16 protein-coding genes and 1 pseudogene are annotated in these 18,610 nt (G+C 64.6%); 8 read left to right on the forward strand and 9 right to left on the reverse strand.

Features of this window, described 5'->3' with window-relative positions:
- Positions 1 to 103: 103 nt before the first annotated feature.
- Positions 104 to 676 (forward strand): hypothetical protein, encoded by a 573-nt coding sequence (locus tag AB3L03_RS18565; RefSeq protein WP_085358291.1) that lies wholly within the window; start codon positions 104 to 106, stop codon positions 674 to 676.
- A 4-nt stretch (positions 677 to 680) separates the two neighbouring features.
- Here the strand turns inward: AB3L03_RS18565 and AB3L03_RS18570 are convergent, their stop codons facing one another.
- Positions 681 to 1,646, reverse strand: a complete 966-nt coding sequence (locus AB3L03_RS18570) for a tyrosine recombinase XerC (protein ID WP_085383877.1) — start codon at positions 1,644 to 1,646, stop codon at positions 681 to 683.
- Positions 1,647 to 1,757: 111 nt separating this feature from the next.
- Here AB3L03_RS18570 and AB3L03_RS18575 point away from each other — a divergent pair, with 111 nt between their 5' ends.
- Complete coding sequence (locus AB3L03_RS18575; protein ID WP_085358289.1) at positions 1,758 to 3,968, forward strand: primosomal protein N'; 2,211 nt, start codon at positions 1,758 to 1,760, stop codon at positions 3,966 to 3,968.
- A gap of 108 nt (positions 3,969 to 4,076) precedes the next feature.
- Here the strand turns inward: AB3L03_RS18575 and AB3L03_RS18580 are convergent, their stop codons facing one another.
- Positions 4,077 to 4,586: a septal ring lytic transglycosylase RlpA family protein gene (locus AB3L03_RS18580; RefSeq protein ID WP_085348687.1), complete on the reverse strand. Its 510-nt coding sequence runs from the start codon at positions 4,584 to 4,586 to the stop codon at positions 4,077 to 4,079.
- A gap of 645 nt (positions 4,587 to 5,231) precedes the next feature.
- On the opposite strand from AB3L03_RS18580, the gene AB3L03_RS18585 reads away from it, so the two are divergent.
- The 6 genes from AB3L03_RS18585 (at position 5,232) to AB3L03_RS18610 (ending at position 12,122) form a co-directional block, all read left to right on the forward strand.
- Positions 5,232 to 5,792, forward strand: coding sequence for a F0F1 ATP synthase subunit delta (locus AB3L03_RS18585; RefSeq protein ID WP_027566412.1), 561 nt, complete (start codon positions 5,232 to 5,234; stop codon positions 5,790 to 5,792).
- Positions 5,792 to 7,321 (forward strand): F0F1 ATP synthase subunit alpha, encoded by a 1,530-nt coding sequence (gene atpA, locus AB3L03_RS18590; protein ID WP_018459843.1) that lies wholly within the window; start codon positions 5,792 to 5,794, stop codon positions 7,319 to 7,321. The genes AB3L03_RS18585 and atpA overlap by 1 nt, the downstream gene beginning before the upstream one ends.
- A 153-nt stretch (positions 7,322 to 7,474) precedes the next feature.
- Entirely contained in the window at positions 7,475 to 8,350 is an 876-nt protein-coding gene (locus AB3L03_RS18595; protein WP_026233891.1) for a F0F1 ATP synthase subunit gamma, read from the forward strand.
- Positions 8,351 to 8,402: 52 nt separating this feature from the next.
- A complete protein-coding gene (atpD, locus tag AB3L03_RS18600; protein ID WP_007598896.1) occupies positions 8,403 to 9,845 on the forward strand; it encodes a F0F1 ATP synthase subunit beta in 1,443 nt (480 codons plus the stop codon).
- 86 nt (positions 9,846 to 9,931) lie between these two features.
- Complete coding sequence (locus AB3L03_RS18605) at positions 9,932 to 10,339, forward strand: F0F1 ATP synthase subunit epsilon (protein ID WP_018459845.1); 408 nt, start codon at positions 9,932 to 9,934, stop codon at positions 10,337 to 10,339.
- Between the two features lie 151 nt (positions 10,340 to 10,490).
- Positions 10,491 to 12,122, forward strand: a complete 1,632-nt coding sequence (locus AB3L03_RS18610; RefSeq protein WP_018459846.1) for an adenylate/guanylate cyclase domain-containing protein — start codon at positions 10,491 to 10,493, stop codon at positions 12,120 to 12,122.
- A 78-nt stretch (positions 12,123 to 12,200) separates the two neighbouring features.
- On the opposite strand, the gene AB3L03_RS18615 is transcribed toward AB3L03_RS18610, so the two are convergent.
- From AB3L03_RS18615 to rsfS, 7 genes and pseudogenes are all read right to left on the reverse strand, one after another.
- Positions 12,201 to 12,701, reverse strand: a complete 501-nt coding sequence (locus tag AB3L03_RS18615; protein ID WP_018459847.1) for an RNA pyrophosphohydrolase — start codon at positions 12,699 to 12,701, stop codon at positions 12,201 to 12,203.
- Between the two features lie 165 nt (positions 12,702 to 12,866).
- On the reverse strand, positions 12,867 to 13,370 hold the full coding sequence (locus AB3L03_RS18620) for an RNA pyrophosphohydrolase (RefSeq protein WP_018459848.1): 504 nt from the start codon (positions 13,368 to 13,370) through the stop codon (positions 12,867 to 12,869).
- A 75-nt stretch (positions 13,371 to 13,445) separates the two neighbouring features.
- The gene (locus tag AB3L03_RS18625; protein ID WP_018459849.1) at positions 13,446 to 14,678 is read right to left on the reverse strand and encodes a divergent polysaccharide deacetylase family protein; all 1,233 of its coding nucleotides are present in this window, start codon (positions 14,676 to 14,678) and stop codon (positions 13,446 to 13,448) included.
- 145 nt (positions 14,679 to 14,823) lie between these two features.
- A complete protein-coding gene (locus AB3L03_RS18630) occupies positions 14,824 to 16,179 on the reverse strand; it encodes a S41 family peptidase (protein WP_018459850.1) in 1,356 nt (451 codons plus the stop codon).
- The gene (locus AB3L03_RS18635) at positions 16,176 to 17,507 is read right to left on the reverse strand and encodes a murein hydrolase activator EnvC (protein ID WP_018459851.1); all 1,332 of its coding nucleotides are present in this window, start codon (positions 17,505 to 17,507) and stop codon (positions 16,176 to 16,178) included. The genes AB3L03_RS18630 and AB3L03_RS18635 overlap by 4 nt, the downstream gene beginning before the upstream one ends.
- Before the next feature lie 33 nt (positions 17,508 to 17,540).
- A pseudogene (gene rlmH, locus AB3L03_RS18640) lies at positions 17,541 to 17,939 on the reverse strand (23S rRNA (pseudouridine(1915)-N(3))-methyltransferase RlmH); the annotation flags it as partial.
- Between the two features lie 179 nt (positions 17,940 to 18,118).
- Positions 18,119 to 18,475, reverse strand: coding sequence for a ribosome silencing factor (gene rsfS / locus AB3L03_RS18645; RefSeq protein WP_007598906.1), 357 nt, complete (start codon positions 18,473 to 18,475; stop codon positions 18,119 to 18,121).
- Positions 18,476 to 18,610 lie beyond the last annotated feature (135 nt).

Raw genomic sequence — 18,610 nt, forward strand, 5'->3', positions numbered from 1 at the left:
TGTTTACCAACGATTGACCGAACTGCGCGACGGGCGCAAGTGGCAAGCCGCGATGGCCGTTGCAATTAAGGGTTTCGCGTCGGGGCTGATCTAGTCCTGTCCCATGACCACAGCGGAATTCATCGCAGCCTGCGTCTGGCCTTCCATCCTCGTCTCCGCGTTTGCGCTGCTGAAGGCCCGCAACACCGCGGCCTTTCCGTTCGTCGGCAAGATTGTCCTCGCGCTTGGCCTGACCTACATCGGCCTGTTGCGGTTTTATGACAAGAGCTCGATCATCGCAGTCAACGACGTCCATGTCGGCCTCGTTGTTCTGGGCCTGATTATCGTCGGCTCGCAGCTGCGACAACCTCCGCTGTACGGCTCATGGCGTGACCAGGCGAAGGCGTTCGCCTCGATGATCCTGATCGTGCTGCTCGGCAGCGGTCTTGCATGGTATGCCGGACGAATGCTGTTTCTCGATCACCTGACGTCCCGCCTTGTGATCGAAGGCCGTGTCGATCGTGCGTGGAGGTCAGGTAGCCGCCGCAAAGCGGACTATCTCGTTCGCATCGCGGGCCAACCGGTGAAGGTCACGGCGCCGCTGTACGAGCGGCTGGAGACGTTCAGGCCGATGGTCCGCGTCGAGGTCGGGCGCGGCTCGAACTACGTCTACGATATCGAGTATCTCGCCAACTGAGCCGCTATCGGCGCGGATGCGCGCTGGCATAGACTTCCAGCAGCCGCTCGGCATCGATGCCGGTATAGATCTGCGTGGTCGAGAGCGAGGCATGGCCGAGCAATTCCTGGATCGCGCGCAAATCGCCGCCGCGTGACAACAGGTGCGTGGCGAAGGAATGCCGGAGGGCGTGCGGCGTGGCGCTGTCGGGCAGGCCGAGCGCGCCGCGCAGCCGCTCCATCGCGAGCTGGATGATGCGCGGGCTCAAGGGCCCGCCGCGTGCGCCGACGAAGATCGGCCCCTCCGCCGGCAGCGGATACGGGCACATGGAAGCGTATTCTTGCACCAGTGCGAGCACGTTCTGGAGCACCGGCACCATGCGGGTCTTGTTGCCTTTGCCCGTCACGATCAGCACGTCGCCTTCACCGGGACGCGGGACCTCGCGGCGCGTCAGCCCCAGCGCTTCGGAGATGCGCAGGCCCGAGCCGTAGAGGAGAGCCATCACGGCGGCGTCGCGCGCAAGAATCCAGGTCTCGCGGTCCTCGCCGGCGCGCTCGTCGGCGTCCGCAAGACGTTTGGCCGACGCCATCGGCAGCGGCTTGGGCAGGCTCTTTGCGACTTTCGGCGCGCGGATCGCCGAGAGCGCCCCGACCTTGCCCTTGCCTTCGCGCTCGAGGAAGCGGCCGAACGAGCGCAGGCCCGCGAGCGCGCGCATCAGCGAGCGGCCGGCAATATCGTCGGCGCGGCGCATCGCCATGAAGGCTCTGATATCGGTGGCCTCCAGCGCGCCGAAACGCTTTAGCGTCACTCGCTCGCCCCAATGGCCGCAGAGGAAATTCAGGCATTGCCGCAAATCGCGGGCATAGGCTTCCAGCGTCTTCGGCGACAGCCGCCGCTCCGCGCCGAGATGCGACAGCCAGCGCGTCATCTCCTGCGCGATATCAGGATCGGCGCTGGCGAGGTCGATTTGTGGGGCGGCCGCTTTGCTCATGCGCTCTGGACGTGGTGATTCCACTCAGTATATCGCATCACACTCGTTTATCGTTCGCTAAGGCCGCCTCAGGGCGCTAGCCTTGAAGCCCTCGGGTTCCGATTCCCCTCCATGGATCACACGTCGCGCAGCAACGCCGTCTCCGCCAACGCGACCCGCATGGTCGACGTGCTGGTGCCGGTCGCGCTCGACCAGACCTATTCCTACAAGGTGCCGCGCGGGATGGAGCTGAAGGCGGGCGACATTATTGGCGTGCCGCTCGGCCCGCGCGAGGTGCTCGCGGTGGTCTGGGCCGAAAACGCCAATCCTGATCCGCGCCTGCACAACCGCCTTAAGGAGGTCAGCGAAAAGCTCGACATCCCGCCGCTGAAGCCCGAGCTGCGTGCGGTCGTGGACTGGATCGCCAATTACACGTTGAGCCCGCGCGGCATGGTGCTGCGCATGTGCCTGCGGATGGGCGACAACCTCGGCCCCGAGCGGGTGCGCGCCGGCGTGCGCCTGGTCGGCGATCCGCCAAAACGTCTGACGCCGGCGCGGCAGCGCCTGATCGAGGTGCTGTCGGACCGGCTGCTGCACGGCAAGTCCGAGGCGGCCAGAGAGGCCGGGGTTTCGGCCGGCGTGATCGACGGCCTCGTCGACGAAGGAACGCTCTCGGTCGAGCCGATGCCCCCGCCGCCGCCGCCGCCGGCCCCAGATCCGGATTTCAGCCGGCCGGATTTTTCGCCGCTTCAGCGCGCCGGGGTCGATGCCATGCGCGCACTCGCCGCCAACGGCAGCTTTCACGTCGCGCTGCTCGACGGTGTCACCGGCTCGGGCAAGACCGAGGTTTACTTCGAAGCCGTCGCCGAGGCGATCCGCCGCGGAAAACAGTCGCTCATCCTGATGCCGGAGATCGCGCTCACCGGCCAGTTCCTCGATCGCTTCGCGCAGCGCTTTGGCGTGCGCCCTCTGGAATGGCATTCCGAACTGACGCCGCGCACCCGCGCGCGCAATTGGGCGGCGATCTCCGAGGGCAGCGCGCCGGTTGTGGTCGGCGCGCGCTCAGCGCTCTTTCTGCCCTACGCCAATCTCGGCCTCATCGTGGTCGATGAAGAGCACGACCAAGCCTACAAGCAGGACGAGGGCGTGCATTATCACGCCCGTGACATGGCGGTGGTGCGCGCGCATATCGCAAAGGTTCCGATCGTGCTGGCGTCGGCGACGCCGTCGGTCGAATCCGAGGTCAATGCGCGCAAGAACCGCTATCAGCGCATCGCTCTGCCGTCGCGCTTCGGCGGCCAGCACATGCCACATATCGAGGCCATTGACATGCGCCGCGAGCCGCCGGCGCGCGGCCGCTTCATCTCGCCGCGGCTGGCGTCCGAGATCAGGACCGCGATCGAGCGGCGCGAGCAGGCGCTACTGTTCCTCAATCGCCGCGGTTATGCACCGTTGACGCTGTGCCGCGCCTGCGGCCATCGCTTCGCCTGCACCATCTGCGATGCCTGGCTGGTCGATCACCGCTTCCGCCAGCGCCTCGTCTGTCACCATTGCGGCTTCTCGATGCCGCGCCCGCAAACCTGTCCGCATTGCGCGGCGGAGGAATCGCTGGTCGCGGTCGGGCCCGGCGTCGAGCGCTTGCAGGAGGAGGCGGCGGCGCTCTTCCCGGAGGCGCGCACCATGGTGCTGTCGAGCGATCTCATCACCTCGATCGAGACGATGCGCTCCGAGCTGAATGACATCGCGGAGGGCCGCGTCGACGTCATCATCGGCACCCAGCTCGTCGCCAAGGGCCACAATTTCCCGCGGCTCAATCTGGTCGGCGTGGTCGATGCGGATCTCGGCCTGTCCAATGGCGATCCGCGCGCCTCGGAACGCACCTGGCAATTGCTCAACCAGGTGATCGGCCGCGCCGGCCGCGAGCAGGGCCGCGGCGTCGGCTATCTCCAGACCCATCAGCCCGATCATCCGGTGATGAAGGCGCTGATCGCCTGCGACCGCGAAGCATTCTACGACAGCGAAATCGATTTGCGCGAACGCACGCTCTATCCGCCGTTCGGGCGGCTCGCGAGCCTGATCATTTCCGCCGGCGACCGGCCGAGCGCCGAAGGCTTTGGCCGCCACCTCGTCGCGCTCGCGCCGCGCGACGAGCGCGTGGTGGTGCTGGGCCCGGCGGAAGCCCCGCTCGCGGTCATCAAGGGCCGTTACCGCTTCCGCATTCTGGTGAAATCCGCGCGCGGCTTCGACCTGTCGGATTATTTGCGCAACTGGCTTGCCGTATGCCCGAAGCCGAAGGGCAATCAAAAGCTCGAAGTCGACGTCGATCCGCAGAGCTTTTTGTAGGCCCCCCGCTCTCTCCCCGTCATTGCGCTCCTCGCAATGACGGCGGAGGAACAAACAAAAAGCCCGCCGTCCCCCAAGACGGCGGGCTTGTTTCACGCGTCGCGCGTCTTAGGAGACGACTTCCGCGGTGACGCGGCCGACGCCGGCGCCGGTGAGGCCGATGGCACGGGCAGCGCCCGTGGAGAGGTCGAGGACACGGCCGCGGATAAACGGGCCACGGTCGTTGATGGTGACGATGACGCTCGAGCCGCCATGGGTGACACGCAGCTTGGTGCCGAACGGCAGTGAACGGTGCGCCGCGGTCATGGCGTTCTGGTTGAAGCGCTGGCCCGAGGCGGTCCTGCTGCCGGACTCGTTCCCGTAAAAGGAAGCCATGCCGGAGAAGGAACGTCCGGTGCCCTGCGACGGCGTCATCGATGCATTGGCGTTACGCCAATCGGAGGTCGTGTTGGCATCGGTCTGGGCGTGGTGGCGGTGATGATGGTGGGAATAGCGATGGTGATGGCGGGATTTGGCGGAAGCTTCGGTGGCAGTTCCCCCGATGAGAAGAGTTGCGGCAACGAAGGCGATCGCCGTACGCGGCCGGGTCACTGAGCCCAGCGTCTTCAAACAAAGCATATATTGGTCCCTAACTAGTATTGCCACATATGTGGCAAGTGGAGCCCCCGTAAGTTTGCGAGCGGGATCGCGTTTCGATTCCTAATGAGGCATGAATTGGGCAGTAAATCCGTTCTGTGTCGCCCTGTAATATCTTGTTACCGGCAGGGATATTCGGCCGACATTCCGTAATATTGGAATTTAACGATTTGTTAACCTCTATATTACTTACGAATACTGTAAAACGAAGTCATCGATTTCCGCATTTAGAATTCAGAAAGTATTCGGCGAGTGGAGCCGGGAGGGCCGGAATCACGCCTCAGCGATCCGTGTTCATGGCCGCTATGCGCTGAGGGCAGGAACCAATCGCCGGCCTCGGCTCAGGGGTGGGCTTAAGCGCTGTGGCAATTCCGCGGCATGCAAGGTCGTCGTCGCGTCGTCGTGGAGTGCGACGAACTGGCGACAGAACGTCATGCCTTTAATTTGGCGTCATGTTGCACGTGCGCGCCTGCTATGTTAGCAAAGCCGCGATTTTAACGAGCCCGGCACTTCCGTGCGGGGTCGAAAATCGAAGTCCCGCTTGAATTCCAAGGGCTTGGATCGCTAGGCGCCGCTTCGTGGCGACGGTTTTTCCCTTGCGAGTTTGACAGCAAAAAGAGCACGTCTGTGGCTGCAGAAGATACGTCCGTTTCCGGTGTGTCGGGCCGTTATGCAACGGCCTTGTTTGAACTGGCCCGCGACCAGAAAGTGGTCGACGAGGTCAAGGCCGATCTCGAGAAATTCGAGGGCATGCTGAACGAGAGCGCCGATTTGAAGCGCCTCGTCCGGAGCCCCGTGTTCGCGGCCGATGCCCAGTCCAGAGCCCTCTCGGCCGTGCTGGACAAGGCCGGCATCGCCGGCATCTCCGCCAATTTCCTGAAAGTGCTGACCGCCAACCGCCGCCTGTTCGCGGTGGCTGACGTCATCCGCGCCTATCGCGCCCTGGTCGCCAAGTTCAAGGGCGAGGCCACGGCCGACGTCACCGTGGCGGAGGCGCTCTCGGACAAGAATCTCGACGCCCTCAAGGTTGCCCTGAAGTCGGTGACCGGCAAGGACGTCGCGCTCAACGTGAAGGTCGATCCCTCGATCATCGGTGGCCTCGTGGTCAAGCTTGGCAGCCGAATGATCGATAGCTCGCTTCGCACCAAACTCAATTCGATCAAGCACGCGATGAAAGAGGCAGGCTGATGGACATCCGCGCCGCGGAAATTTCCGCGATCCTCAAGGACCAGATCAAGAATTTCGGCCAGGAAGCTGAAGTCTCCGAAGTCGGACAGGTGCTGTCCGTCGGCGACGGTATCGCCCGCGTTTTCGGTCTGGATAACGTCCAGGCCGGTGAAATGGTCGAATTCGAGAACGGCACCCGCGGCATGGCGCTGAACCTCGAAACCGACAACGTCGGTATCGTCATTTTCGGCGCTGACCGCGAGATCAAGGAAGGTCAGACCGTCAAGCGCACCCGCGCCATCGTGGACGCGCCGGTCGGCAAGGGCCTGCTCGGCCGCGTCGTCGACGCGCTCGGCAACCCCATCGACGGCAAGGGCCCGATCCAGGCCGACAAGCGCATGCGCGTCGACGTCAAGGCGCCCGGCATCATTCCGCGCAAGTCGGTGAACGAGCCGATGGCGACCGGCCTCAAGGCGATCGACGCCCTGATCCCGATCGGCCGCGGCCAGCGCGAGCTGATCATCGGCGACCGTCAGACCGGCAAGACCGCGATCGCGCTCGACACCATCCTCAACCAGAAGCCGCTCAACGCGCAGCCGGACGAGAACATCAAGCTGTATTGCGTCTACGTCGCGATCGGCCAGAAGCGCTCGACGGTTGCCCAGTTCGTGAAGGTGCTGGAAGAGCAGGGCGCGCTCGAATATTCGATCATCGTCGCCGCCACCGCGTCGGATCCGGCACCGATGCAGTACATCGCGCCGTTCACCGGCTGCACCATGGGCGAGTACTTCCGCGACAACGGCATGCACGCCGTCATCATCTATGACGATTTGTCCAAGCAGGCCGTCGCCTACCGCCAGATGTCGCTGCTGCTGCGCCGCCCGCCGGGCCGCGAAGCCTATCCGGGCGACGTGTTCTATCTGCATTCCCGCCTGCTCGAGCGCGCGGCGAAGCTGAACAAGGACCAGGGTTCGGGCTCGCTGACGGCGCTGCCGGTCATCGAAACCCAGGCCAACGACGTGTCGGCCTACATTCCGACCAACGTCATCTCGATCACCGACGGCCAGATCTTCCTGGAAACCGACCTGTTCTTCCAGGGCATTCGCCCCGCGGTGAACGTCGGTCTGTCGGTGTCGCGCGTCGGCTCCTCGGCACAGACGAAGGCCACCAAGAAGGTCGCCGGCAAGATCAAGGGCGAGCTCGCGCAGTACCGCGAAATGGCGGCGTTCGCGCAGTTCGGCTCCGACCTCGACGCCTCGACCCAGCGCCTGCTCAATCGCGGCTCGCGTCTGACCGAGCTCCTGAAGCAGCCGCAGTTCGCGCCGCTGAAGATGGAAGAGCAGGTCTGCGTGATCTGGGCCGGCACCAACGGCTATCTCGACCCGCTGCCGGTCAACAAGGTGCGCGCGTTCGAGGACGGTCTGTTGTCGCTGCTGCGCGGCAAGAACGTCGAGATCCTCAACGCGATCCGCGACAGCCGCGATCTCTCCGACGACACCGCCGCCAAGCTGAAGTCGGTGGTCGAAGGTTTCGCCAAGAGCTTCGCATAAGAGAACGGTCGCAAGGCCGGGCTTCTTGTCCCGGCCTTCCGTGCCTCACTGCATGGAAACGAAGACGTGGATGCCCGGGACACGCCCGGGCATGACGACTGGGATAGGCTAGCGGCTTGATCCAAGGGGTCGAACCGCCGGGGTGAACGAAGAATGGCGTCACTTAAAGACATGCGCGTCCGCATCGCCTCCACCAAGGCGACGCAGAAGATCACCAAGGCCATGCAGATGGTCGCGGCGTCCCGGTTGCGCCGCGCCCAGCAAGCGGCCGAGGCGGCGCGGCCCTATGCCGACAAGATGAGCGCGGTGATCTCCAACATCGCCAGCGCTGCCGCCGGTTCGCCCGGCGCCCCGGTGCTGCTGGCCGGCACCGGCAAGGATCAGGTTCACCTACTGCTGGTCTGCACCGGCGAGCGCGGCCTGTCCGGCGCGTTCAACTCCTCGATCGTGCGCCTCGCGCGCGAGCGCGCCCAGGCGCTGTTGGCGCAGGGCAAGGAAGTTAAATTCTTCTGCGTCGGCCGCAAGGGCTACGAGCAGCTCCGCCGCCTGTACGACAAGCAGATCGTCGAGCATCTCGACCTGCGCGGCGTTCGTCAGCTCGGCTTCGTCAACGCGGACGACATCGCCAAGAAGGTTCTGGCCCGCTTCGACAACGGCGAATTCGACGTCTGCACGCTGTTCTACGCGCAGTTCAAGTCGGTGATTGCCCAGGTCCCGACCGCGCAGCAGATCATTCCGCTGACCGTGGAAGAAAAGGCGGCGACCGCGCCGTCGACGTCCTACGACTATGAGCCGGAGGAAGACGAACTCCTCTCCGGCCTGTTGCCGCGGAACATCGCGGTGCAGATTTTCCGTGCGCTGCTGGAAAACAACGCCTCGTTCTATGGCGCGCAGATGAGCTCCATGGACAACGCCACCCGCAACGCCGGCGAAATGATCCGCAAGCAAACCCAGATCTACAACCGAACCCGTCAAGCCCAGATCACCAAGGAGCTGATCGAGATCATCTCCGGCGCCGAGGCGGTCTGACGCACGAACCAAACGACGGTCGTTCAAGTAAAGAATTTCGAAGGAGAGCTTCATGGCTACAGCAGCTACCCAGGTCGGTCGTGTCACCCAGGTCATGGGCGCCGTCGTCGACGTTCAGTTCGAAGGCCATCTGCCGGCCATTCTGAATTCGTTGGAAACCAGGAACGGCAACATCCGCCTCGTGCTGGAAGTTGCACAGCATCTCGGTGAGTCCACCGTGCGCACGATCGCGATGGACGTGACCGAAGGTCTGGTCCGCGGCCAGGAAGTGACCGACACCGGTCAGCCGATCTCGGTTCCGGTGGGTGCAGGCACGCTCGGGCGCATCATGAACGTGATCGGCGAGCCGATCGACGAAGCCGGTCCGATCCAGTCCGAAGGCATGCGCGCCATCCACCAGGAAGCGCCGAGCTACACCGACCAGTCGACCGAAGCTGAAATTCTCGTCACCGGCATCAAGGTCGTCGACTTGCTCGCGCCCTACGCCAAGGGCGGCAAGATCGGCCTGTTCGGCGGCGCCGGCGTCGGCAAGACCGTGCTGATTCAGGAGCTGATCAACAACGTCGCGAAGGCGCACGGTGGTTACTCCGTGTTCGCCGGCGTCGGCGAGCGTACCCGCGAGGGCAACGACCTCTATCACGAGTTCATCGAGTCCAAGGTCAACGCCGATCCGCATAATCCGGATCCGAGCGTCAAGTCGAAGTGCGCGCTGGTGTTCGGCCAGATGAACGAGCCGCCCGGCGCTCGCGCCCGCGTCGGCCTCACCGGTCTGACCGTCGCCGAGCACTTCCGCGACCAGGGCCAGGACGTGCTGTTCTTCGTCGACAACATCTTCCGCTTCACCCAGGCCGGCTCTGAAGTGTCGGCGCTGCTCGGTCGTATCCCGAGCGCCGTGGGTTACCAGCCGACGCTCGCCACCGACATGGGCGCGCTGCAGGAGCGCATCACCACCACGCAGAAGGGTTCGATCACCTCGGTGCAGGCCATTTACGTTCCGGCCGACGACTTGACCGACCCGGCGCCCGCGACCTCGTTCGCGCATTTGGACGCCACCACGGTGTTGAACCGCGCGATCTCGGAAAAGGGCATCTATCCGGCGGTGGACCCGCTCGACTCGACCTCGCGCATGCTCTCGCCGCTCGTCGTCGGCCAGGAGCACTACGACACCGCGCGTCAGGTCCAGCAGGTGCTGCAGCGCTACAAGTCGCTGCAGGACATCATCGCCATTCTCGGCATGGACGAGCTTTCGGAAGAGGACAAGCTGACGGTGGCCCGCGCCCGCAAGATTGAGCGCTTCCTGTCGCAGCCGTTCCACGTCGCCGAAATCTTCACCGGCTCGCCCGGCAAGTTCGTCGACCTCGCGGACACCATCAAGGGCTTCCGCGGCCTCTGCGAAGGCAAGTACGACCACCTGCCGGAAGCCGCCTTCTACATGGTCGGCACCATCGAAGAGGCGATCGAGAAGGGCAAGAAGCTGGCGGCCGAGGCGGCCTAAGCTGCGAAGGGCGAGCAGGGAGTAGCGAATAGTCGCGCCGCTCCCGCTCCATTCGCAATTCGCTACTCACCATTCGCAGGTTTCCAATGGCCACCTTCCACTTCGATCTCGTCTCGCCGGAAAAGCTCGCCTTCTCGGGCGAGGTCGACCAGGTCGATATCCCCGGCGTCGAAGGTGACTTCGGCGTGCTGGCGGGACACGCGCCGGTCGTGGCCGCGATCCGGCCCGGCATTCTCACCGTGACCACCGGCGGCAAGCACGAGAAGATCATCGTGCTCGGCGGTATCGCCGAAGTCTCCGAGAAGGGCCTGACCGTACTCGCCGACGTCGCGACCTCGCTGGCCGAGCTCGACCGCGCGCAGTTCGCCGCGACCATCTCGGAGATGGAAGAGGGCTTGAAGGAGCACGAAGGCAACGAGCTCGATCAAGCCATCGCCCGGCTCGACCACTTCAAGAGCATCCAGCAGCAGCTCAGCAGCACGGCGATGCACTAAGCCCCGGTGCACAGCGCCGGGGCCCGAACTGAAAATTCCTGAATAAGTTCAGCGCTCGTCACGGGAGTGGCGGGCGCTGAAACTTTGTTGCACGGCGCCGCCGATAGCGCCATTCTGCGCCCGCGAACTTTGTTCCGGGGGCCGACCGCAGATGAAACGCAAGATCGCAGCGATTTTCGCGGCCGATATTGCCGGTTACTCGCGACTGGTTGCGGAAGACGAAGAGGAGACGCTGCGGCGTCTCGCCGCCTATCGCGAGGTCGTCGATGATTTCATTGCCAGGGCGGGCGGACGCATCTTCAACACCGCGGGCGATGCCGTGCTTGCGGAATTTCCAAGCGCAGTCGATGCGGTGCGCTGCGCGATCGACATTCAGGAATCCCTGCGAACCCGCAACATGGCCTATCCGCCGAGCCGGCAGATGTCGTTCCGCATCGGTATCACCATCGGTGACGTGGTCGAGCGCGACGGCGATCTGCTCGGTGACGGCGTCAATATCGCCGCCCGGCTCGAGGGCCTCGCCGAGGTCGGGGGCATCTGCGTCTCCCGCGCCGTGCACGAGCAGGTCGCCAACAAGCTGTCGGTGCAGTTCGCCGATATCGGCGCGCAGGAGGTCAAGAACATCCCGACGCCGGTGCACGCCTACATGGTGGCGATGCGGCGCGGGGACGGTAGCTACGCGACGCCGCAGATCAAGAAGGTGACGAAGGCTGAGGCCGCGCCGAACTGGATGTGGCCGCTGGTGGTCGGTGTCGTCTCCGTCGTCGCCATCGGCGTCGGCGGCTTCCTCTATTTCACCAAGCTCGAGACGACCAGGGCGCCGGCGGTTGCAGTGACCGCGCCAAGCCCAGCATCAAGTCCGATGCCCAACGCGGCTGCGGCAGCAGCGCCAAGCCCGTCATCCACCATGGCGGCGAAAGCGCCGATGCCCATGCCGGCACCATCGGCTTCACCGATGGCCGGCAAGTTTCCTGCCGACAGCGTCCCCTTCATCAACGAGCGCATCCGCAACTACCTGGCCGGCGACTATTCCGCTGCCGGCGACTACAAGGCGTTCGCACTCAATGTCGGCGGGTTCACCGGCGCGTCGTTGAATCAGCCGAACGAGGAAGCCGCGCGCAACGCCGCACTCGATCAGTGCCAGAAGCGCGCCGATGCCGCGCAGTCGCCGCGGCGTTGCGAGCTCTATGCAGTCGGCAACAATGTGGTCTACACGCACGGCAAACCGCCGATGCCGCCGCAACCGTTCGTCCGGCATGATGCCATGACCGAGCGCGCCTTCGCCTCGAAAGACTTTCCGATGGTGCGCGATCCCGCCAAGGTCCGGCTCGAGAACATGTTCGTGCCCGCGGCAAAATCCCGCGCGGTCGCGCTCGGCCCCGGCGGCCAATATTTCATGGTGATGGGCGCATCGTCCACCGACGATGCCGCGCGGCGTTCACTGGAATCGTGCGGTGCGATCGCCGGCGTCGCCTGCCTGGTCGTTGCGGTCGACGAGAATTTCGTCGTGCCGATCCCGACCCTGCTCCGGATCACCGGCTTCTTCCATGCGGCGTCGAACGCCTCGATCATCGCAGATGCGCGCGACGAGGTCGTGCGCAAGCTCGCCGACGGCATGGGCTGGAACGCCGTCGCGGTCGGCACCGCGGGCCGGCCGGGCCTCGGCCTCAAGGCCGCGGACGAGCAGACCGCCGTCAATTCCGCGCTCGCCGACTGCGCCAAGCGCGACAGCGACTGCCACCTCATCGCAATCGGCCCGTTCACGGTGGGACCGATCAACTAGGCTCACGCAAATTTCCGGGCAAAGTTCTCTAATGATTTCAACCCCGTTCTACTGTGCATGGGGTTGTTTTTCGCGTTTTTAGTTCGCGAACGGCGCAAACTGCTGCGCCACTGCGCTGTAGACGTGGCGGCGGAACGGCACCACGACATCGGGGACGCGGTCGAGCCGCTCCCAGCGCCAGGCGTCGAACTCGGCGGGCTGCCCGTTGCGCGGCGTCAGCGGATCGATCTCGTCATCCTTGCCGGTGAAGCGTAACGCGAACCATTTCTGGCGCTGGCCGCGGAATTTCGCCAGTCGATGTGTCTGCGGCCCGTCATATGGCGGGAATTCGTAAGTCAACCAGTCGGTCTCGCCGAGATAGGATGCGCTCTTGACGCTGGTCTCTTCCCAGAGCTCGCGCAGCGCGGCATCGCGCAAATCCTCGCCCTCGTCGACGCCGCCCTGCGGCATCTGCCAGTCCAGACCCGGCAGGATGATCTCGGGTCCGTCGCCCTTGAAGCGGTGCCCGATCAGCACGCGGCCATCGGCATTGAACAGCGCGATTCCGACATTGGGACGGTAGGGTTTTTCAGTGCTCACGCGTGGATCTCTCGTCGTCATTTCAGGCTGTGCATTAGAGCGTTTTCGAGCGAAGTGGATACCGGTTCGCGTCAAGAAAACGCGTCAAAATAAAAAACTAGAGCCCCGTCCCGATTCTATCGGAACGGAACTGGCTCTAGCATCAACCTGGAATGGCGACTTGAACTAATCCTGCGCCAGCGCGGAAAATTCCTTCACCACGCGCTCGTAGACCGGGCGCTTGAACGGGACGATCAGCCCGGTCAGGTTCTTCATCGGCTCCCAGCGCCAGCTCACGAACTCGGCCTTGTGACCGCCGCCGGGCTTTTCGACGTTGATCTCGCTATCCTTGCCGGTGAAGCGGACCGCGAACCATTTCTGGCGCTGACCGCGGTAGCGGCCCTTCCAGGTGCGCCCGGCGACCGTGCGCGGAATGTCGTAAGTGAGCCAGTCCGGAACTTCGCCGAGCCGCTCAACCGAACGCACGCTGGTCTCCTCATAGAGCTCGCGCTTGGCGGCCTCCCAATTGTCCTCGCCGGGATCGACGCCGCCCTGCGGCATCTGCCAGACATGGGTGTCGTCGACATGCTCGATGCCGCCAGCGCGGCGGCCGATGAACACCAGTCCGTCCTTGTTGAGCAACATCACGCCGACGCAGGTCCGGTAGGGCAGATCCTCGTAACGCGCCATTCCGCCAGACCTCTCGCATGCTGTCGGTAAGGCTTAAGCAGGCCCCGCGGGCCTGTACCATACCAATCCGTTGATTTAGCTGGATTTTGATTTCAGCATCGCGGTTGTCAATGGCACCAAAAGGATACCTCGGTCGCCCAATGTCTTGGTCCAGGCGCCGATGCGCTCGATCGAGACCGGGAGGGCGGAGGCGGTGCCCACGGCCACGCCGCGCTCGCGCGCCGCCGCTTCGAGCTTGGTCAGGGCGCGGTCGATCTCGGCCGGGGTCGGCACCGCGTCAATCGCGATATCGCCCTTGCCGAACGGCATCGCCTGGCTGCCGGCCGCTTGCGGCGCGATGCTGCGCGGCGAGGAGCCGTCGTCGAAGAAGCCGAGCCCGCGCTTGGCCGCCTCGCGGATGATCGGCTGCATCGCCGGCTCCGTCGCGATGAAGCGGGCGCCCATGAAATTGGTGAGGCCGGCATAGCCCTGCATCCGGCTCAAATGCCAGTACAGGCGGTCCATGTTCTGGTCGGCACTCAGCGAGGTCAGCAGCGTCTGCGGTCCCGGATCGTTGTCGGGGAAGTCATAGGGCTCCATCGGGATCTGGAGGAAGATCTCGTGGCGCTGGGCGCGGGCGCGCTCGGCGAGTTTTCCTGGATCGGACCCATAGGGCGTGAAGGCCAGCGTCACCGCCGCTGGCAACCGCATGATGGCATCGGTGGTCTTGGCGGCGCCGACGCCGAGGCCGCCGATCAGGATCGCGACCACCGGCATCTTGGCGGCCTTGGCGCGGTCGGCATCCGCCGCATAGACGTTGAACGGCTTCAGATCCCCGGAAACCGCGGGGATCATGCCATAGCGCGATTTCTCAAGAAGTTTTGGGTCGATCCCGGCCATGACGGGCGGCGGTGCGGAGGCCGCCGCCGTCTCGCTTTTGCCGGCGGCATCGCCGCCGATCACCACGTCGTGGCGCATGCCGGTGGAACCGTCGATCATGGTGACGGTCTTCTGCTCACCCGCCTGCTTCGGTGCGTCCTTGGTCTCTTGCTTGCTTTCCTGCTTGCTGTCCTGGCCATGGCCGGCCGCGGCCGGCTTGTCGTCGCCAGCCTTGTCTGCGGCATTGGGTTCGCGGATCGCGAGCCGTGTCATTGGCTCGCCGCCGAGCGGATCCTTGTTGAAGATGGCGAAGCCGGCAAAGGTGACCAGGAACAGTCCGAGCAGGACCGCGAGCAGCTGCATGGCCGTGAACGGCAGCCGCAGCCGACGTTTCCGGCGCGGCTTGTCCCGTCCGAGCGGGGCGCTCAGATCATCGGCCGTTTCAGTCATGCGCGATCCCGAATCACTCAGCAATGACGATACCACGCCGGGGTCAAGCGGCGGCAGGCCGGGATAGGCCGGGGGATATCAGGAGTTCCAAGCAAAAAGGGCGGCTCCGGGAGCCGCCCTTTTCGTCAGATCGCGATGCGCCGACCTAGTTCGCCGCTTTGGGCTTGTCGGTTGTGGCCTTGTCGCCGCCCGGCGTGGGCGCCGCGGACGCGCTGTTCTTGATGCCGTGGAGCAGATCGTCGGCGAGCTTGAGCGCCTTGTCGTCCTTGGCGTCCGGCGGAACGTAGGACTGCGAGCCGGTCTTCTCGTCGCCGTCGTTCTTGAGATGGCCGCGCAGCGAAGCTTCGCCCTTGGTGTCGGTACGCGACTTCAGCTCGTCCGGCACGTCCTGCAGCACTTCGATGTCGGGCACGATGCCCTTGGCCTGGATCGACTTGCCCGACGGCGTGTAATAGCGCGCCGTGGTCAGACGCAGCGCGCCGTTGCCGGAGCCGAGCGGAATGATGGTCTGCACCGAGCCCTTGCCGAACGAGCGTGTGCCGACGATGGTCGCACGCTTGTGGTCCTGCAGCGCGCCGGCGACGATCTCCGACGCCGAAGCCGAGCCGCCGTTGACCAGCACGATGACCGGCTTGCCCTTGGTGAGGTCGCCCGTATGCGCGGTACGGCGCTGGGTCTCCTCGGCATTGCGGCCGCGGGTCGAGACGATCTCGCCCTTCTCCAGGAAGGAGTCGGAGACGGTGACCGCTTCCTCGAGCAGGCCGCCCGGGTTGTTGCGGAGGTCGATGACGTAGCCCTTCAGCTTGTCGCCGATCTGATTCGAGAGGTTGGCGACCTCGCGCTTCAGGCCTTCGGTGGTTTGCTCGTTGAAGGTGGTGATGCGGATATAGGCGATGTCGTCGGCCTCGACGCGGGCGCGCACCGAACGGACGCGGATGTTGTCGCGCACCAGCGTGACGTCGATCGGATTGTCCTGGCCCTTGCGGATGATCTTCAGCTTGATCTTGGTGTTGACCGGGCCGCGCATCTTCTCGACCGCCTGGTTCAGGGTCAGGCCCTGCACCGCCTCGTCGTCGAGATTGGTGATGATGTCGTTGGCCATGACACCGGCGCGCGAGGCCGGGGTGTCGTCGATCGGCGAGACCACCTTGATCAGGCCGTCTTCCATCGTGACTTCGATGCCGAGGCCGCCGAACTCACCGCGGGTCTGCACCTGCATGTCGCGGAAGCTCTTGGCGTCCATGTAGCTCGAATGCGGATCGAGACCGGTAAGCATGCCGCTGATCGCGGATTCGATCAGCTTGGTGTCGTCGGGCTTCTCGACATAGTCCGAGCGCACGCGCTCGAACACGTCGCCGAACAAATTGAGCTGGCGATAGGTGTCCGCAGTGGCGGCTCGCGCGCTGGAGCCCATGAAGACCGCGCGCGGTTGCGTCACGAACAGCGTCAGCGCCGCACCGGTGGCCGCGCTGAGGAGGATAACTGAAGTCTTGCGCATCATCCGCGAACCTTCTCGCCTTCATTTGCGGCCCACCATGGGCCTGGATCGATTGGAGTGCCGTCTTTGCGGAACTCGACATAGAGCACAGGTTGACTCGCGTTCGTGGCGAGAATGGAGGCGACTTGAGAGGTCGACCCCATGGTCGCGACAGGCTCCCCCGTGAGCACGAATTGTCCGATGTTGACCGAAATGCGCTCCATCCCGGCGATCAGCACATGATACCCGCCCCCGGCATTGAGGATCAAGAGTTGTCCATAGCTGCGGAACGGGCCGGCATAGACCACCCAGCCATCACACGGCGTCGTGACCTGGGAGCCGGGCCGCGTCGCCAGCGAAATGCCCTTCTGGACCCCGCCGAGCCCGTCCGAACCGCCGAAATCCCTGATCTTGTTACCGTTAACCGGCAGAGGCAGGAGGCCCTTGGCCGCGGCGAAGGCCATCGCAGGGGTGGTGCGGGAACGATCCTTGAATGTGCCGGGGCCGGTCTTGGCGCTGGCGGCCGCGTTTGCAGCCGCCTTGGCCTCGGCCTGCTTGGCGGCCTCAGCTGCTTTCTCGGCCGCCTTGGCGGCGCTTTGCAGATCCTGCTCCATCTTGGCGATCAGCCCCTGGAGATCGCCGACCTGTCTTGAGAGCGCAACGGCGCGCGCGTTCTCGGCGTCGAGGTCCTTTTCGCGCGACGCCTGCTGACGCTGCCGTTCGTCGACCAGAGCCGCGAGCCGGGTCTGGTCGTTGCGCACCTTGTCGCGGTCGGAGGCAAGCTGGTCGCGCTCGGTCGCGATGGTCTTGCGCAAGGCCACGAGCTCGCCGAGCTCGCCCGCGATCTTCTCGGCACGGCCGCGCAACTCCGGCACCACGGCACCGAGCAGCATCGCCGTGCGCAGCGATTGCAGGGCATCCTCGGGCCGTACCAGAAGTGCCGGCGGCGTCCGCCTTCCGGCGCGCTGCAAGGCCGCCAGCACCTCGACGATGTCGGCGCGGCGTGAATCGAGCGAGCTGCGCATCGCCTGTTCGCGGCCGTTCAGCGATCGCAGCCGCGCTTCGGCCTCGTCGATCTTGGTCTCGACGGTGCGCACATTGGCGGCGGTGTCGATCAACTGTTGATTGAGCTGGGTGCGGTCCTGGCCGAGCGAGGTGATCTCGGCCTTGAGCTTGGCCTGCGCTTCCTCAGCGCTCTTCTTGCTGGCGCGCGCGGCTTCGAGCTCCTGCTCGCGCTGCTTGATCGCATCGGGCGCTACGGCCGCAGTCTGCGGTGCAGGCGTCTGAGCTTGCGCGAGGCTTGCGCCGGCAACGCCGGCGATCAGCAGCAGGTTGAAAATCGGCGCTCGCATCGCTTTAAGCAAAGGTGCTCGTTGTGGCGCGGATCACGCGCGGTGATAGGGGTGGCCCGCCAGAATGGTGGCGGCCCGATAAAGCTGTTCCAGAAGCATGACGCGGACCATTTGATGCGGCCAGGTCGCAGAGCCGAACGCGATCACGAGCTTGGCCTTACGGCGCAATTCGGGCGAAAGTCCGTCCGCCCCTCCGATCATGAAGATAGTATGACCGGCACCCTCGTCGCGCCAGCGCCCGAGATGCCGTGCGAATACGGTCGAATCCAGATTCTGGCCGCGCTCGTCCAGCGCCACCAGCACCGACTTTTCGGGAATATGGGCGGAGATCGCCGCGGCCTCTTCGGCCATCCGCGTCGCCGTATCGCGCGCGCGGCTTTCGGGCAATTCGTGGATGGCGAGCTCGCGGAATCGAGCTTGCGGCCGGCCTCGTCGAACCGCTCGAAATAGCGCTCGGCAAGCTCCCGTTCGGGGCCCTGCTTCAGCCGGCCCACCGCAATGACGGCTATGCGCATGATATGTTCAGGGTCGCGTTTTCTGGACCGCGCGCGATCTGCGCGCGCACGACGCTAGCATGCGCGTCAGCCGATTCGAAATCGGCCAGCAGCCTCTCAGATCGCCTTCGCCGCCCCTGGGCCCTGCGTGTACAATCTCTCGAGACTGTAGAACTCGCGGACCTCGGGTCTGAACACGTGCACGATCACATCGCCGGAATCGATCAGCACCCAGTCGCAATTGGGCAAGCCCTCGACGTGGATGTTCTTGATGCCGTTTTCCTTGAGGCCTTTGGCGACGTTCTCCGCGATCGCGCCGACGTGCCGGTTCACCCGGCCGGTGGTGACGATCATGTAGTCGGAGTAGGCCGATTTGCCGCGAAGGTCGATGGTCACAGTCTCTTCCGCCTTCATGTCGTCGAGGCGGGAGAGGATCAGGCTCAGCGTCTTGTCGGCGTCGGGTTGCGCCTTCAAGGCCGCAGCTTTGGTCGATGTTTTACGCGTCGGCTTGGCAACCTTGGGTAAAACAGACTTCGGTGAAGCCGTCTTGGGTGAGGCTGTCTTGGACAATACAGATGTGGTCAGGGACCATTCCTTTCACTGTATCGC

The sequence above is a fragment of the Bradyrhizobium lupini genome (assembly GCF_040939785.1).
Taxonomy (GTDB): Bacteria; Pseudomonadota; Alphaproteobacteria; order Rhizobiales; family Xanthobacteraceae; genus Bradyrhizobium; species Bradyrhizobium canariense_D.

Excerpts from the sequence above, each read along its gene's own strand:
- AB3L03_RS18565 (WP_085358291.1), top strand. The coding sequence starts at position 104 with ATGACCACAGCGGAATTCATCGCAGCCTGCGTCTGGCCTTCCATCCTC.
- AB3L03_RS18570 (WP_085383877.1), bottom strand. The coding sequence starts at position 1,646 with ATGAGCAAAGCGGCCGCCCCACAAATCGACCTCGCCAGCGCCGATCCT.
- AB3L03_RS18575 (WP_085358289.1), top strand. The coding sequence starts at position 1,758 with ATGGATCACACGTCGCGCAGCAACGCCGTCTCCGCCAACGCGACCCGC.
- AB3L03_RS18580 (WP_085348687.1), bottom strand. The coding sequence starts at position 4,586 with ATGCTTTGTTTGAAGACGCTGGGCTCAGTGACCCGGCCGCGTACGGCG.
- atpA (WP_018459843.1), top strand. The coding sequence starts at position 5,792 with ATGGACATCCGCGCCGCGGAAATTTCCGCGATCCTCAAGGACCAGATC.
- AB3L03_RS18595 (WP_026233891.1), top strand. The coding sequence starts at position 7,475 with ATGGCGTCACTTAAAGACATGCGCGTCCGCATCGCCTCCACCAAGGCG.
- atpD (WP_007598896.1), top strand. The coding sequence starts at position 8,403 with ATGGCTACAGCAGCTACCCAGGTCGGTCGTGTCACCCAGGTCATGGGC.
- AB3L03_RS18605 (WP_018459845.1), top strand. The coding sequence starts at position 9,932 with ATGGCCACCTTCCACTTCGATCTCGTCTCGCCGGAAAAGCTCGCCTTC.
- AB3L03_RS18610 (WP_018459846.1), top strand. The coding sequence starts at position 10,491 with ATGAAACGCAAGATCGCAGCGATTTTCGCGGCCGATATTGCCGGTTAC.
- AB3L03_RS18620 (WP_018459848.1), bottom strand. The coding sequence starts at position 13,370 with ATGGCGCGTTACGAGGATCTGCCCTACCGGACCTGCGTCGGCGTGATG.
- AB3L03_RS18625 (WP_018459849.1), bottom strand. The coding sequence starts at position 14,678 with ATGACTGAAACGGCCGATGATCTGAGCGCCCCGCTCGGACGGGACAAG.
- AB3L03_RS18630 (WP_018459850.1), bottom strand. The coding sequence starts at position 16,179 with ATGATGCGCAAGACTTCAGTTATCCTCCTCAGCGCGGCCACCGGTGCG.
- AB3L03_RS18635 (WP_018459851.1), bottom strand. The coding sequence starts at position 17,507 with ATGCGAGCGCCGATTTTCAACCTGCTGCTGATCGCCGGCGTTGCCGGC.